The organism is Streptomyces sp. NBC_00154, from assembly GCF_026342835.1.
In the GTDB taxonomy this organism is placed as follows: Bacteria; Actinomycetota; Actinomycetes; order Streptomycetales; family Streptomycetaceae; genus Streptomyces.
The window spans coordinates 4,461,358-4,475,411 of the sequence record NZ_JAPEMI010000001.1 but is presented as its reverse complement, the minus strand read 5'-3'; the positions used below and the strand labels follow the sequence as shown (position 1 = coordinate 4,475,411).

Below are 14,054 nucleotides of genomic sequence, written 5' to 3'. Positions count from 1 at the left end.
AGAGGTCGTCTCGTTTGGTGTCCTGCTCACATGCCGCGCTCCGGGCCGTGGGCATCGCGGGTGCGTTGGCCCGGCGCGGTAGGCAGGTACTCCAGTAGGACGGGGCCGGGGTAGAAGGTCGCGCTGTCCCAGCCAGCCATCTCCTCGCCGATCAGGTAGCGGTACAGCCACTCGGCGAAGGTCATCGGGTATCCGCCCCAATCGCCTTCTTCCCCCTGTACCACCACACCGTCTGAGAACCCGTGGACCTGCGGAGCTCCGAAGACTGCGGCTCCCTGATCGGTGGCGGCGAGGGGGACGAGGCCCTCGGCGGTACCGAAGCTGAGCTGTGGGAGGTTGCAGAAGACGCGTGGATCGTCGTCAGGCCCCGTGACATAGGACTCCCATGCACTCTCCGACCAGGCCTTTGATGCCGAGCGGATCTTCTCGCCTAGGTTCCACGACTCGGACGCCGGATGAGATAGGTAGAGGTGTCCGTTGAGTTGTACGGGTGCGTAGGCGTCGACGATCTGCTTGTAGTCCGTCGGAAGCCTCCTGCCGAGTTCCTCCTCCAGACTGAGCCAGGCCGCAGGATCGGCGAAGCGTTCCTCTCCCGGGCCGAGCATGGCGAAGACGGCCTGCAGGTAATCGGTCATAGCCCCTCGAAGATGCTTGCGGGGAAAAACGTCCATGACAGCATCGACCACATCTCCGGTCCGCGGTCGGCCGGGGGCACTCGTTGTCATGGCATGGAGATTGGTGCAGCAGCTGGTGTGCGGTGCGCAAGGTGCCGGTGCGGCTGCGACTGTTACAGGTTTCTCTACCTCATCAAGGCTCCTCGCTCCGCTCGTCGCGCGCTCCCCGGCTCACCGCCGGGGCCCTGCGCTCCAGTCTCCGCCCCGCTCTGGGCCCCGGCTACGCCGGTCGCGCAACTAGAGCGAGAGAGCCTGACCGAGGAGGAAACGGAAGGCACAAGACATGCCTCCGGCGGGGGCGCTCAGACTCCGGGATGGACCGGGCGCCGTTCGCGAGTGCCGGCCGGATCGTGGCGAGCGTCGTGGGCTCCCATCCCGACCACCTTCGACCCAGGCAGAGCCGAGCAGTCGCGGCCCAGGGCGTCAAGGTCGTTCGTACAGTGGCGCGCTCCACCTTGACGCCCTGAACCACGCCCGCTCCACGACGTGTGGGCCGAAGGCGGACGGGATGGGAGCTGGGGAGGGTGGTGGGTGGGAGTTGTCGGTCAGTTGAACGTTCATCTCAAGCGGCCGTACTTTCGCCGTGGCCAGCTTCGCGGGCATCTCCGAGGGGCCGCGTCGGGACGGCGTCGCTCTGTGGTTGTCGCTCACTGATGAGGTGGTCCAGCTCCAGCCGCTCGTAGCACTCATCGCACCGATAGGTGCCGTCGCCCAAGCGGTACACGTCCTTGATCGGGTGTAAGCACTCACATTCTGCGCATACGCGTTCCAGAGGTGACGTCATATGCTCGACGGTCGGCCCATGGCCAAAGCATCAGAAAGGTCGCCAACGGGGTCGCACGGGCGCGTTAGGCCAGCTCATCGACAGTCCAAGCGCAGAAGTACCGTCGAATCTCCTGCGCGACAGGCCCCACTTTGGCCCGGCTACTCTCCCCGTGACGAGGCTCTCTGAAGTTCGAACTCCTCCGGACTGAGCCCTAGCACGATAGTTGTCGTTAACCTCCCACCCCGACCTGGCCTTTCTTGAAGCACTGAGCACGATATCTGTCGCCGAATTCGCATCGTTGTTGACGTGTTCCGTGCTTTTTGCAGGCAAGTTGGCCGCAAGCAGACACCCCAGCCCGAGAAGCGGGCAAGGTCAGGACCGCGCGGTCCGGAACGCGAGATACCGGCTGAAGGCTTCGTGACTGTCGGGGGTGAAGCGCCACTCCAGCAGGGCCGACCGCAGCTCCGGCTCGGTCAGCCAGCCATGCCAGGCGACCTCATCAGGATCGGCGGCCACGGTGTCCGGCACCACGGCTTCGTGCACGCTGAGCCAGTGAGGGCTCAAACCGCTGCGGTTGAGGAACGTGAACAGCAAGCGCGGCAGCACACGAATGCCCAGCTCTTCGGCCAGCTCCCGCACGGCGGCCTGTTCATAGGACTCACCGACATCCACGGCGCCACCGACCACGACCTCGTAGAGCCCGGGGAAGCGCGACAGCTGCTCCGACCGCCGGTGAACGAGGATCCGCCCACGCTCATCACGACACACCGTCACGGCGACCCGGTGCAGCCAACCCTCCCGGATGGCCTGCCGGCGGCTGACCACCACCCCCAGCACACGATCTTGATCGTCGACACGCTCCACCAGTTCGTCCACGCCGCACACCCTGGCAGAGCCCACTGACAACGCCGCTTCTCGGAGCCCCGTGGAGGCCGACCCAGGAGAACCTGCACCAGGAGGCCGGACGCGGATGACGACAGTTGTCGCGCAAATACGACACCTATCGTGCTCAGGCTCACGGACCCGCATCCTCGCGTGATAGACGGCCCATGAGGCAGTCGGGCACGGCCCCTGAGTTCTGTCGGGACGGTGAAGGTTGAAGGGCAGCTCAGCTCAGTGCGTTGATCGCATAGACCGTGCCTAGCCCGGCGGCCAAAGTTCCAAGGAGCAAGCGGAGGAGGGTCTCGGGCATTCGCGACTGGAGGCGGGCGCCGAGGTAGCCACCCACGAGGCCGCCCAGACCGCAAGCCAGGCCGAGAAACCAGTCGGGGGCGATGCTGCCGCTGTGGTTCAGGGACAGTAGGGCGTAGGTCGAGGCGCCAACCAGCGAGGTGGCGAAGGTGGAGGCGAGTGCGGCCGGGGCGACCTGGGAGACGGGGACGCCGCGGCCGACCAGGATGGGGCCGAGGATCGAACCGCCGCCGATGCCGTAGATGCCGCCCACGATCCCGACCGCGAGCGCCAGGGCGGTGACCGTCCGGGGCGCAGGCTGAGGGTGTTGAGTCCCCGGAGGCTTCGGGCGGAGGGTCGTGATGATGAGCCAGGTTCCGAGCGGCAGCATGAGAGCGGCGACCAGGAAGCGGAAGAAGTTCGGGCCCGGAAGGGCGAACACGCGGATGACCGCTCCGAGGATCACGCCGGGCAGCGTGCCCAGCACCAGACGGCGCACGAGCGGCCCGCCGAGGGCGCCGTCGCGTCGGTAGCGCAGCAGTGCACCCGGCCCCGCCACCACGTTGTAGAGCAGGTTGGTCGGTGTTACGGCCGGGTTGGGCACGGCGAAGATGCTGAGTTGCACGGGGAGCAGGAACACTGCCCCGGACACTCCGACCGGCGAGGTCACCACAGCGATCAGCATCCCGACCGCGAGGCCGGCCGCGACCAGCTCCCACTCCACCTGATGCCCCCCGCGCCTGAGACTGTCCCGCTCGCGACCTGCGACAGACTAGTAGCGTGTCGCCGCTTAGTTATGGTGCACCTGACTGGGAGGTTGGTGTCTGGCAGATTCCTTCCCCTTTGCCAGATAGGACTGTTGTTGTGGGTTCGCAGAAGAAGCGGCCGGTCAGGTTGACCGCGCAGGATCGTGAGGAGCTGGTCCGAGTGACCACGACGGGTGTTCGTGGGGCCTCGATGATCATGCGTGCGCGGGTGCTGCTTGCACTGGACAGCTCGGTGGGTGAGGTGGACACCAAGGAGGCGATCGCGGCCCGGCTCGGTGTCTCCGGTGAGACGTTGCGGCTGGTCGCCAAGCGTTTCGCCGAGACCGGTGGCGATGTTCACGCCACGATCGCGCGGAAGAAGCGCGACCTCCCGCCGGTGCCCTCGCCGGTGACCGGCGAGGTCGAAGCCCGGCTGATCGCGATGGCGTGCTCACAGCCACCCCAGGGCTATGCCCGGTGGTCGCTGCGGCTGTTGGAGAAGCACGTCGCGCTGGTCGAGGACATCCCCGATCTGGACCACTCCACCATCGGGCGGGTCTTAAAAAAACGCAACTGCGTCCTCATCTGAGAAAGTGCTGGACCATCCCACCGCGAGCGAACGCGGAGTTCGCGGCCCGGATGGAAGACGTGCTGGCCATCTATGCCCGGCCCTACGATCCGGCACGTCCCGTGGTGTGCATGGACGAGAAGCCCTACCAGCTCCTCGACCATGTCCGCGACCCGCTCCCGGCCCGCCCTGGTCGCGATGCCTGCCAGGACAGCGAGTACATCCGCTGCGGCACGTGCTCGATCTTCGTGTGGGTCGAACCCCTTCGCGGGTGGCGTCGAGTCCAGGCGCTGTCCCAGCGGACCCGGATCGACTGGGCCGGCCAGGTCAAGCAGCTGCTGAGCGTGGATTACCCCGACGTCGAATCCGTGGTGCTGGTGATGGACAACCTCAACACCCACGGCATCGCCTCACTGTACGAGGCATTCGAACCAGAAGAAGCATTCGCCCTGGCCCAGCGCCTCGAGATCCATCACACGCCCAAACACGGGTCATGGCTCAACATCGCCGAGATCGAACTCTCCGCGCTGACCCGGCAATGCCTCGACCGCCGGATCGGTGACCTCGACAACCTCAACACCGAACTCTCGGCCTGGCAGAACGCCACCAACACCGACCAACGTCAGGTCGACTGGCAGTTCACCACCCACGACGCACGCATCAAACTGCGCCACCTCTATCCCAAAAATTAGCCGCGACGGTCTACTAGGTGTTCTGACCCGTGAGGTTGGCGCAACCGGCCAGGAGGCTCCACCATGTGAGTCGCCAGAGAGTGCCCGGCCACCGGGCGAACGCCAAAGCGAACCGGAGTCAGGAGAGTTGAGGCAGCTCACTGATACCCTGTCGGCCAACATCAAGACACGCCTATTGGACGCTTGGGTTCCCCGTCAAGAGATCAAGCGCCCTATGGCATCCGAGTGAAGGAGCCTCATGCCAGATGAGGAGCAGTCACCCATAACCCATGGCGTACGCAATAGGTTATGGGAAGCAAGCTACACCAGTGATATCACCCAACACAACGAGCAGCGAACCCTGACCGTCACCAACGTCACATCCTTGGTTACGGCCGCAGCTAGCGTCATCACAGCCCTCACGCCCCTGATCATCAAGCTGATGTAAGCGTGCCCGCCGCGTGCCCGAACCAGAGGAACGCAGCGGGGAGCCACGGGGACTTGCGGGGACCTGGCAGCTCAGCCGCAGGTCAGCGTCTCCGCAGGTCAGGCCCCGTCCGCATACGGGGTCTTCCAAACTAGCTACGCGGGTTCGATTCCCGTCGCCCGCTCCATGCGTGGGCCCGGTTCGGCGAATTGCTCGTCGGACCGGGCCTTCTGCGTTCCGCGTCCCGCCTTCTGCGGTGCGGATCAGAAGCTGATCTGGTTGATGGTCTCCGCTATCGAGTTCATGAACCTGTTGATCGACGGTGCCATGCCGGTCGATGCCAGGAAGAAGCCGAAGAGCACCGCGACGATCGCGGGTCCGGCCTTGATGGAGCCGCCTCGGATCAGGACCACCAGGATGATCGCCAACAGAAGCACCACAGACAGTGAAATGGCCACGACTGATCACACCCTTGGTCGGTCCGCCTTGCCGGCCCGGAAGCGTGCGGCCGAGCACTCCTCCGTTGCATCCATCGTGCCACCAACTCCCCTGTGGTTGCTGCCAGGTGACGAATCGAACTGTCGGGATCGCGCCATCCTCACGCCCCGCGTGCGCGGGGCGGACAGGCCCGTCGACCCACCCTTCCGGGGCCCCGCCCGGCAGGCGGCCTGCAGCACGGGGCCACCCGCGGGCGGCGATCAAAAAACCCGGGACCGTGATCGTTTCCATATCCACACAGGTCGTTCACACGCGTTTCGCCACCCCGGATGCGATGAAATTCACTCCGCCCAACCGCCTGGCGATATGCACCATTTAAGGAGGATCAATCGGGCCATAGGGTGCGGTTTTCGGTAGTTTCACTTTCCATTGGGCGGGAACACGCAATACCTGCCGGCAGTTTTACGAATTCCAATCGAGGCGTCTAAGGTGCTTTAGATGTTCCACGCTCCGAACACATTTCAGAGGGCCCCGCTCCGCCCAGCGACCCGGGAGTCGGAGCCCAGACGCGAGGGCGGCACGACCATCACCGCGAGGCCCCCCGCACCGGTGGTGAACCAGCCCTCGGCGGTCGCGCCGACGAAGCGGCGTGACGCCTACTTCGACAACGCCAAATATCTGGCGATCGTGCTGGTCGCCGTGGCGCACGCGTGGGTGCCGGTGATGGACGGGAGCCGGACCGCCCGTGCGCTGTACATGGTCGCGTACACGTTTCACATGCCGGCCTTCATCATCATCTCCGGCTATTTCTCACGCTCGTTCGACATGAGCGCCAAGAAGATGAAGCGCCTGGTCACCGGTATCGCCGTGCCCTATGTGGTGTTCGAGACGGCGTACTCGCTCTTCAAGCGGTACGCGGACGACTCGCCGGATCATCCGATCAGCCTGATCGACCCCTGGTTCCTCACCTGGTTCCTGGCCGCGCTGTTCATCTGGCGGCTCACCACGCCCGTCTGGCAGGCGCTGCGCCACCCGCTGCCGGTCGCGCTCGTCATCGCCGTGCTCGCGTCGTTCTCCCCCACGATCGGCGACGACCTCGATCTCCAGCGGGTCCTGCAGTTCATGCCGTTCTTCGTGCTCGGACTCCAACTGAAGCCCGAGCATTTTCAGTTGGTGCGCCGGCGTGAGGTGCGGCTGCTGGCCCTGCCGCTGTTCGCCGGGGCCACCCTGTTCGCGTACTGGGCGGCGCCGCGGATGCAGCTGGGCTGGTTCTACCGCAGCAACAGCGCGCCTGAGATGGGCGCCCCGTGGTGGTCGGGTGCGGTGATGACGCTGATGATGTTCGGCTGCGCGCTGCTGCTCACCATCGGGTTCCTGGCATGGGTGCCGCGTCGCCACATGTGGTTCACCGTGCTGGGCGCCGGGACGATCTGCGGCTATCTGCTGCACGGATTCCTGGTCAAGGGTGCCGGCTACGTCGGCTTGTTCGACCGGTACGAGTGGCTGGCCTCACCGGCCGGGCTGGTCCTCGTCTCGCTGGTCGCGGCCTGCGCGGTGACGCTGATGTGTACGCCGCCGGTGCGACGGGCGCTGCGTTTCGTGACCGAGCCGGACATGGACTGGGCGTTCCGGCGGGACGCCACCAAGCTCTGAGTGGATCAGCCCTCCGTGGTGTTGGCCGGATCCAGCTGTTCGGTGGGCGATTCACCGGCGCTGAGTCCGAGCAGCGCGCGTACCTGCGCATATTTCGCGGTCAGCCGGGTACGCGTCGCCGGGTCCAGGACCGCGAGGCGGGCCGGGTCGGCGTTGTGGGCGAGGTCGGATTCCTTGATCAGCAGGGCGCCCGGCGTGGCGAGGATGCGCCGGGTGTACGCGGCCAGGTCCTCGCCCTGCCGTTTGGTGACGGCGAGGACCATGTCCTTGACCTGCTGCGGCAGCGCGGCGTCCGCCAGCCACTCGGCGGACAGGACGTCGTCCTCGACCGCGTCGTGCAGCCAGGCGGCGGCGATCTGGTCGGCACTGCCGCCCCTGGCCCGTACACCGTCCGCGACGGCGGCGAGGTGTTCGGCGTACGGGCGTCCCGCCTTGTCCTGCCGGCCGGCGTGCGCGTTGCGGGCGATCGCCTCGACTTCGGTCAGGGTCAGGGGTGTGCGTGGCGTGGGCATGGGACGACTCTACGGACGGGCAGTCGTCCGGCGCAGGGCCGCGTGGACGGGCGTCGTCATGACGGGCGGTGCCGCGTGCCGAGCCCTGGCTCGTACGGTTCAGGACCGGCGGGACAGCAGCAGCAGCGCCCGGTCGTCGTTGACGTCCTTCGCGCAGGCCTCGATCAGATGCCAGGCCGCGCCGTCGAAGCCGGTGACGACATAGCGGTCGGCCTCGCCGGTCAGCCGGTCCATGCCCTCCGCGATGTCCCGGTCGGAGGCCTCCACCAGGCCGTCCGTGAAGAGCATCAGCACATCGCCGGGGGCCAGTGAGCCCTTCACCGCGTCGAACTGTGCCCCGTCGTACACCCCCAGCAGCGGGCCCTCCGCGGCCTTCTCCTCCCACTGGCCGCTGCCCGCGTGCAGCTGCAGGGCCGGCGGGTGGCCCGCGGAGAGGAGCTCGTAGTCGCCCGATTCGAGGTCCAGCACCAGATGGATGGAGGTGGCGAAGCCCTCGTCCCAGTCCTGGCGCAGCAGATAGGCGTTGGCCGCGGGCAGGAAGCCGTGCGGGGGAAGCGAGCCGAGCAGGCCACCGAACGCGCCGGACAGCAGCAGGGCACGGGATCCCGCGTCCATGCCCTTGCCGGAGACATCGGTGAGTACGGCCTCCAGGGTGCGGCCGCCGTTGGTGCGGGCCGCGACGACGAAGTCGCCGGAGAACGACTGACCGCCCGCCGGGCGCAGCGCCATCTCGCGGTGCCAGCCCTGCGGCAGCCGTGGCAGGGCGCTCTGCACCCGGATGCGTTCGCGCAGGTCGAAGAGCATGGTGCCGCCGCGCCGCCACGGCACGCCGACCCTGGCCCGGAACTGGGCGAGGATCAGGCCGAAGAAACCGCAGGCCGCGACCACCAGGACGGTGCCCGGCGTCACCCGGGCCGGCCCCTCCGAGTACGGGCCGAGCGCGATCGACTCCACGATCAGGGCCGCGGCAGCGGTCGCGTACAGCCCCAGCAGGCTGGCCGGTCGCAGCAGCAGACCACCCGCGACGATCGGCAGGACGAGCGCGGCCGGTGCGCACCACACCGCGTTCAGCAGCGTGCCGCAGGTGATGGCCGGGACGGTCAGCAGCAGGCCGGCCAGGGCGATCCAGTCGGAGCCGTCGCCGCGGAAGTAGTCGACACCGGATTTGCGCAGCGCGATGCGCGCCCGGTGCGCCGATTTCTGCAATCGGGCCGGGTACGAGTCTGCTCCTGCGCGACGGGCCATTGCGGGGACCTTATCCACACGAGCGCCTCAGGTGCAGGGGGACCCCTGTGACAATGCGTTCGAAAACGGGTCGCCCGTCTGCCGTACCCCTGGTAGGCATGGCATATGACTACTGAGCTGCGGGTGTTGCGTCCGTCCGAATGGAACGAATGGTTCGGGAGCCTGGAGCTCGCGTTCGGCGGCGTAGCCGACTCTCCGGAGGAGCGCGAGCTCTGGGAGGAGCTGACCGAGCACGAGCGGTCGATCGGCATCTGGGACGGCCCGGACGTGGTCGGTACGGCGGGGGCCTTCAGCTTCCGGCTGGCCGTGCCCGGCGGGGCGCTGGTGCCCGCAGCCGGCGTGACAATGGTCGGTGTAGCAGCCACACACCGCAGGCGCGGACTGCTGACCTCGATGATGCGGCGTCAGCTCGACGACGTCCGGGCGCTGGGTGAACCCCTAGCCGTGCTGACGGCCTCGGAGCCCGCGATCTACGGCCGGTTCGGGTACGGGGCGGCCACGAAGCAGATGTCCCTGGAGATCGACACGGACCGGGTGCGGCTGGCGGTGCCGGACGGCACGGACGAGGTCCGCCTGCGGTACGCCAGGCCGGACGAGGCGACCGCTGCGTGCGAGGGCGTGTACGAGCAGCTGGTGGCGGGGCGGCCGGGGACGCCGGCGCACGGTCCCGGCTGGGAGCGGAGGGCGCTGATCGACCCGGCGAGCGCGCGGCAGGGGGCGTCGCCGCTGCAGTGCCTGCTGGCGGAACGGGCGGGTGAGGTCGTCGGGTACTCGACGTTCCGCATCAAGCCGGACTGGGACGCGGCGGGCCCCAAGGGCCGGATCGCCGTGGACGACCTGTCGGCGCTTGACCCGGCGGCGTACGCGGCGCTGTGGCGGTTCCTCTTCGAGATCGACCTGACGTCGACGGTCGAGGCGCGGAACCGGCCGGTCGACGATGCGGTTCTGCATCTCGTCTCGGACGTACGCCGATGCAACATCAAGCTGCGCGACTCGCTGTACGTACGGCTGGTTGAGCTGGGCGCGGCGCTGGAGGCTCGGGCGTACCGGGCTGCGGTGGACGTGGTGTTCGAGGTCGAGGACGCGTTCTGCCCGTGGAACGCGGGGCGTTGGCGGCTCACGGCCGACACGAAGGGGGGCGCGTCGTGCAAGCGGACGGATGATCCGGCTGATCTGGCGCTTTCCGTACGGGAGCTGGGGTCGGCGTACCTGGGCGGCGAATCGCTGGTCTCACTGGCGCGGGCCGGGCGGGTACAGGAGCTGCGGGCGGGCGCGGTGGCGGAGGCGGCGTCGGCGTTCTCGGAGATGGTGGAGCCGTGGCTTCCGCGGGGGTTCTAGCGGGGATGACGTTGCCGGAGGCGCCCGGCGGCCGGTCGCGGCTCGGAGAAGATGCGCGGCCTTGAAGGCGCCTGCAGGCGGGGAAATCGGGCCGTCCGCCGACCGGGGGACGTCCGGGGGCGGTGCGGAAGGCGCGTGGGGGCGCGTGGGGGCGCGTGGGGGCGCAAAATCAAGCCCGCCCGGCGATTGAGGGCACGGGGCTAGGCGCGCTGGCAGGTCGGGCACCAGAAGAGGTTGCGGGCCGCCAGCTCCGCCGCGCGGATCTCCGTGCCGCAGATGTGGCACCCCTGCCGAGCCCGCCGGTACACGTACACCTCGCCCCCGTGGTCGTCCACCCGCGGCGCCCGCCCCATCGCCTCCGGCATGTGCTCCGGACGCACCGTGTCGATCCGGTTGTTCCGTACACCCGCGCGCATCAGCGTCACCAGGTCCGCCCAGATCGCGTCCCACTCCGCACGGGTGAGGTCCTTGCCCTGGCGGTACGGGTCGATGCCGTGCCGGAACAGGACCTCCGCCCGGTACACGTTGCCGACGCCCGCGATGACCTTCTGGTCCATCAGCAGCGCGGCCACCGTGATACGGCTGCGTGAGATCCGCCGCCAGGCGCGTTCGCCGTCCTCGTCGGTCCGCAGCGGGTCCGGGCCCAGTCGGTCGTGTATCGCGCGCTTCTCGGGTTCCGTGATGAGGGCGCAGGTGGTCGGGCCACGCAGGTCCGCGTGGTGGTCGTCGTTGACCAGGCGCAGCCGGACGGTGTCCGTGGGCGGCGGAACCGGTGTCGCACCGAAGTGGAGCTTGCCGAACAGGCCGAGGTGGATGTGGATCCACCCGGCGTCCTCGAAGCCGAGGAACAGGTGTTTGCCGTGCGCGTCGACGCCGGTGAACCCACGGCCGTCGAGGAGCGCCGCGCTGTCCGAGAACCTGCCCTGCGGGCTGCTGACCCGCACCGGCCCGCCCACGAACCGATCGCGGTGGTCCGCGGCCAGGCGGTGGATCGTGTGTCCCTCGGGCACGGCGGCGGCTCTCCTCGGTGACGTGGGATATGGGGAAATGGCTGTGCCGCCGGGCAGGCCGGCGGCACGGGGGGTAGGGCGGTCAGCCCTGCTGCGGGTGGTGGGCCGGGATCGGGGGGAGCTCGCCCGTCGTCTCGTACGCCGTCAGCATCTCGATGCGGCGGGTGTGACGCTCTTCGCCCGAGTACGGCGTGGCGAGGAAGATCTCGACGAACTTCGTGGACTCCTCCACCGTGTGCATGCGGCCACCGATGGACACCACGTTGGCGTCGTTGTGCTCGCGGCCGAGAGCGGCGGTCTGCTCGCTCCAGGCGAGCGCGGCACGTACGCCCTTCACCTTGTTGGCGGCCATCTGCTCGCCGTTGCCGGAGCCGCCGATCACGATGCCGAGGCTGCCCGCGTCCGCGGCCGTCCTCTCGGCGGCGCGCAGGCAGAACGGCGGGTAGTCGTCCTGGGCGTCGTAGATGTGGGGGCCACAGTCGACGGCTTCGTGGCCCTGGGCCGTGAGCCACTCGACGAGATGGTTCTTGAGTTCGAAGCCGGCATGGTCTGAGCCGAGGTACACGCGCATGTGTCGAGTGTGGCATGCGGATCACGGGGTAGCCGTCATCGGGGTCGGGACCCTCCGGGCCTACCCCGTGCGGAGCTCTTGTGCGGGGAGTGTGTGCGCAACCCCACACCGGCAACGATCCGGACAATGATCCGGAAGAGGGGGTTCCGCTTCCGAGGTTCTGCGGGCTTCAATGCCTGGGTCCCGCCGCCCACCACCGTGCAGCGGCACAGCCACGGAACCGAGTGATCCAGAACGTAAGGATTCGATCCATGACGCAAACGACTCTGGCAGGGCCGGGCCACCAGCCCGGCGAGCCGGGCCGGGCGGACAAGCCGGGCTCCTCGGACGGGCTCCAGGCCGGTCTCAAGAACCGTCACCTCTCGATGATCGCCATCGGCGGAGTGATCGGCGCGGGCCTCTTCGTGGGTTCCGGTGCCGGTATCGCCGCCGCGGGACCGGCCATTCTGCTCTCGTACGCGCTGGTCGGCCTCATGGTCGTCTTCGTGATGCGGATGCTCGGCGAAATGGCCGCGGCCCGGCCCAGCTCGGGCTCCTTCTCCGCCTACGCCGACCGGGCCCTCGGCCGCTGGGCCGGCTTCTCGATCGGCTGGCTGTACTGGTTCTTCTGGGTCGTGGTGCTCGCCGTCGAAGCCACGGCGGGTGCCAAGATCCTGGAGGGCTGGGTGCCGGCCGTCCCGCAGTGGGCATGGGCACTGATCGTCATGTTGGTGCTCACCGCGACGAACCTGGTCTCGGTCAGTTCGTACGGAGAGTTCGAGTTCTGGTTCGCCGGGATCAAGGTCGTGGCGATCGCCGCGTTCGTGGTCGTCGGGTTGCTCGCCGTCTTCGGACTGCTGCCCGGTTCGGACAATCCGGGCTCGGGGCTCGCGCATCTCACCGACAGCGGCGGCTTCTTCCCCCACGGGCCGGGTGCCATCCTCACCGGTGTACTCATGGTCGTCTTCTCGTTCATGGGCAGCGAGATCGTGACGCTGGCGGCCGGCGAGTCGGAGAACCCGCAGCGTGCCGTCCAGAAGGCCACCAACAGCGTGATCTGGCGGATCGCCGTCTTCTACCTGGGCTCGATCTTCATCGTGCTGACGCTGCTGCCGTGGAACGACGCGTCGATCCTCAAGGACGGCAGCTATGTGGCCGCACTGAACTCGATCGGCATTCCGCACGCCGGACAGGTGATGGACGTCATCGTGCTGACGGCCGTGCTGTCCTGCCTCAACTCCGGCCTCTACACGGCCTCGCGGATGGCGTTCTCGCTCGGCGAGCGCGGTGACGCGCCGGAGGCGTTCGCCCGGACGAACAAGCGGGGCGTGCCGCGGGCGGCCATCCTGTCCTCTGTCGTCTTCGGCTTCGTCGCCGTGTTCTTCAACTACCAGTGGCCGGACACCGTCTTCCAGTTCCTGCTGAACTCCTCCGGTGCCGTCGCCCTCTTCGTCTGGCTGGTCATCTGCTTCACCCAGCTGCGGATGCGCGGCATCATCCTGCGCGAGTCGCCGGAGAAGCTGGTCGTGCGGATGTGGCTCTTCCCGTATCTGACCTGGGCGACCATCGCGATGATCTCGTTCGTGCTGGTCTACATGCTGACCGACGACAGCGGCCGTGAGCAGGTACTGCTCTCGCTGCTCGTCGCGGCGATCGTGGTGGCGATCTCGCTGGTACGTGAGGTCCGTCAGCGCAGGGCCGGAACGGCCGCGGTCACGGCGGACGCGTCCGCCGACGCCTGATCGAGCCCGTCCCCACCTGACGGTCGATGTCAGGTACACCGGGGAGGCTCTCTCCTGCCGCACACCGGGCGAACGGAGAGCCTCTCCACGAACGACCAGCTGCCCGCCCAGATCACCTTCCGTCCCGGCGACCCCGGACATGCGGAGGAACTGGCCGGGTTCCGGACAGGTTCCACGCTCCGGCCCGGACCTCGTCGGCGTCACCGATGCCGACGAGGTCCGGGCCGCCGTCGTGTCCGCCCCCGGGCGCGGACAGCGCGATGCCGAGCGGACCGGACGCGGACCGGCTCTGCGGACCCCGGCGGTGCGGCTGCTGCCGCCGCTCGGCGGCAGGGACGTGACGGCGGGAGCTGTACGGCGGGCGTCCGGGGCCTCGGAGCCACTCCACCGACCGTGGGCCGGTCGCCGAGCTTCTCGTTCGGCGGCGGGGACCGTACCGAAGCGCTTCACGACGAGCGGACGCGGAAGAGGCTCGCCGGTCTGCTGTCGCAGTGCGACCCGGCGAGCCTCTTCGGAGGGGCTTACGAAAGCGCGTGAGCCTCCG

General features: G+C 68.2%; 14 protein-coding genes and 1 pseudogene. 7 read left to right on the top strand and 8 right to left on the bottom strand.

Annotated elements, in window-relative coordinates; translation table 11 throughout:
* Positions 1–26: 26 nt before the first annotated feature.
* The 3 genes from OHA03_RS20045 to OHA03_RS20035 form a co-directional block, all read right to left on the bottom strand.
* Positions 27–635: a hypothetical protein gene (locus OHA03_RS20045; protein ID WP_267005189.1), complete on the bottom strand. Its 609-nt coding sequence runs from the start codon at positions 633–635 to the stop codon at positions 27–29.
* Between the two features lie 1,177 nt (positions 636–1,812).
* Complete coding sequence (locus tag OHA03_RS20040; protein WP_267005188.1) at positions 1,813–2,325, bottom strand: NUDIX domain-containing protein; 513 nt, start codon at positions 2,323–2,325, stop codon at positions 1,813–1,815.
* Between the two features lie 223 nt (positions 2,326–2,548).
* A complete protein-coding gene (locus tag OHA03_RS20035) occupies positions 2,549–3,334 on the bottom strand; it encodes a sulfite exporter TauE/SafE family protein (protein WP_267005187.1) in 786 nt (261 codons plus the stop codon).
* A 203-nt stretch (positions 3,335–3,537) separates the two neighbouring features.
* Here OHA03_RS20035 and OHA03_RS20030 point away from each other — a divergent pair, with 203 nt between their 5' ends.
* From OHA03_RS20030 to OHA03_RS20020, 3 genes are all read left to right on the top strand, one after another.
* A complete protein-coding gene (locus OHA03_RS20030) occupies positions 3,538–3,945 on the top strand; it encodes a helix-turn-helix domain-containing protein (protein WP_267005186.1) in 408 nt (135 codons plus the stop codon).
* Positions 3,834–4,616, top strand: a complete 783-nt coding sequence (locus tag OHA03_RS20025) for an IS630 family transposase (protein WP_267005185.1) — start codon at positions 3,834–3,836, stop codon at positions 4,614–4,616. Before OHA03_RS20030 ends, OHA03_RS20025 begins: the two co-directional genes overlap by 112 nt.
* 238 nt (positions 4,617–4,854) lie before the next feature.
* The gene (locus OHA03_RS20020; RefSeq protein ID WP_267005184.1) at positions 4,855–5,043 is read left to right on the top strand and encodes a hypothetical protein; all 189 of its coding nucleotides are present in this window, start codon (positions 4,855–4,857) and stop codon (positions 5,041–5,043) included.
* A gap of 242 nt (positions 5,044–5,285) precedes the next feature.
* Here OHA03_RS20020 and OHA03_RS20015 read toward each other — a convergent pair whose 3' ends face one another.
* Positions 5,286–5,480, bottom strand: a complete 195-nt coding sequence (locus tag OHA03_RS20015; RefSeq protein ID WP_136325240.1) for a hypothetical protein — start codon at positions 5,478–5,480, stop codon at positions 5,286–5,288.
* A 478-nt stretch (positions 5,481–5,958) separates the two neighbouring features.
* On the opposite strand from OHA03_RS20015, the gene OHA03_RS20010 reads away from it, so the two are divergent.
* Positions 5,959–7,113 (top strand): acyltransferase family protein, encoded by a 1,155-nt coding sequence (locus tag OHA03_RS20010; protein WP_267005183.1) that lies wholly within the window; start codon positions 5,959–5,961, stop codon positions 7,111–7,113.
* A 5-nt stretch (positions 7,114–7,118) separates the two neighbouring features.
* Here OHA03_RS20010 and OHA03_RS20005 read toward each other — a convergent pair whose 3' ends face one another.
* Both OHA03_RS20005 and OHA03_RS20000 read right to left on the bottom strand, forming a co-directional pair.
* Positions 7,119–7,625, bottom strand: coding sequence for an HD domain-containing protein (locus OHA03_RS20005; protein WP_267005182.1), 507 nt, complete (start codon positions 7,623–7,625; stop codon positions 7,119–7,121).
* A 99-nt stretch (positions 7,626–7,724) separates the two neighbouring features.
* A complete protein-coding gene (locus OHA03_RS20000; protein WP_267005181.1) occupies positions 7,725–8,870 on the bottom strand; it encodes a PP2C family protein-serine/threonine phosphatase in 1,146 nt (381 codons plus the stop codon).
* Between the two features lie 105 nt (positions 8,871–8,975).
* On the opposite strand from OHA03_RS20000, the gene OHA03_RS19995 reads away from it, so the two are divergent.
* Entirely contained in the window at positions 8,976–10,208 is a 1,233-nt protein-coding gene (locus OHA03_RS19995) for a GNAT family N-acetyltransferase (protein ID WP_267005180.1), read from the top strand.
* Positions 10,209–10,408: 200 nt separating this feature from the next.
* Here OHA03_RS19995 and OHA03_RS19990 read toward each other — a convergent pair whose 3' ends face one another.
* Positions 10,409–11,218, bottom strand: a complete 810-nt coding sequence (locus tag OHA03_RS19990; protein WP_267005179.1) for an Fpg/Nei family DNA glycosylase — start codon at positions 11,216–11,218, stop codon at positions 10,409–10,411.
* 82 nt (positions 11,219–11,300) lie between these two features.
* On the bottom strand, positions 11,301–11,789 hold the full coding sequence (locus OHA03_RS19985; RefSeq protein WP_267005178.1) for a ribose-5-phosphate isomerase: 489 nt from the start codon (positions 11,787–11,789) through the stop codon (positions 11,301–11,303).
* A gap of 251 nt (positions 11,790–12,040) precedes the next feature.
* Here OHA03_RS19985 and OHA03_RS19980 point away from each other — a divergent pair, with 251 nt between their 5' ends.
* Complete coding sequence (locus OHA03_RS19980; protein WP_267005177.1) at positions 12,041–13,510, top strand: amino acid permease; 1,470 nt, start codon at positions 12,041–12,043, stop codon at positions 13,508–13,510.
* Positions 13,511–13,903: 393 nt separating this feature from the next.
* A pseudogene (locus OHA03_RS19975) lies at positions 13,904–14,047 on the top strand (FAD-binding protein); the annotation flags it as partial.
* Positions 14,048–14,054: the final 7 nt, after the last annotated feature.

Bases quoted from the DNA above. Each gene is read 5' to 3' on its own strand.
- OHA03_RS20045 (WP_267005189.1), bottom strand. From the start codon at position 635: ATGACCGATTACCTGCAGGCCGTCTTCGCCATGCTCGGCCCGGGAGAG.
- OHA03_RS20020 (WP_267005184.1), top strand. From the start codon at position 4,855: ATGCCAGATGAGGAGCAGTCACCCATAACCCATGGCGTACGCAATAGG.
- OHA03_RS20010 (WP_267005183.1), top strand. From the start codon at position 5,959: ATGTTCCACGCTCCGAACACATTTCAGAGGGCCCCGCTCCGCCCAGCG.
- OHA03_RS20005 (WP_267005182.1), bottom strand. From the start codon at position 7,625: ATGCCCACGCCACGCACACCCCTGACCCTGACCGAAGTCGAGGCGATC.
- OHA03_RS20000 (WP_267005181.1), bottom strand. From the start codon at position 8,870: ATGGCCCGTCGCGCAGGAGCAGACTCGTACCCGGCCCGATTGCAGAAA.
- OHA03_RS19995 (WP_267005180.1), top strand. From the start codon at position 8,976: ATGACTACTGAGCTGCGGGTGTTGCGTCCGTCCGAATGGAACGAATGG.
- OHA03_RS19985 (WP_267005178.1), bottom strand. From the start codon at position 11,789: ATGCGCGTGTACCTCGGCTCAGACCATGCCGGCTTCGAACTCAAGAAC.
- OHA03_RS19980 (WP_267005177.1), top strand. From the start codon at position 12,041: ATGACGCAAACGACTCTGGCAGGGCCGGGCCACCAGCCCGGCGAGCCG.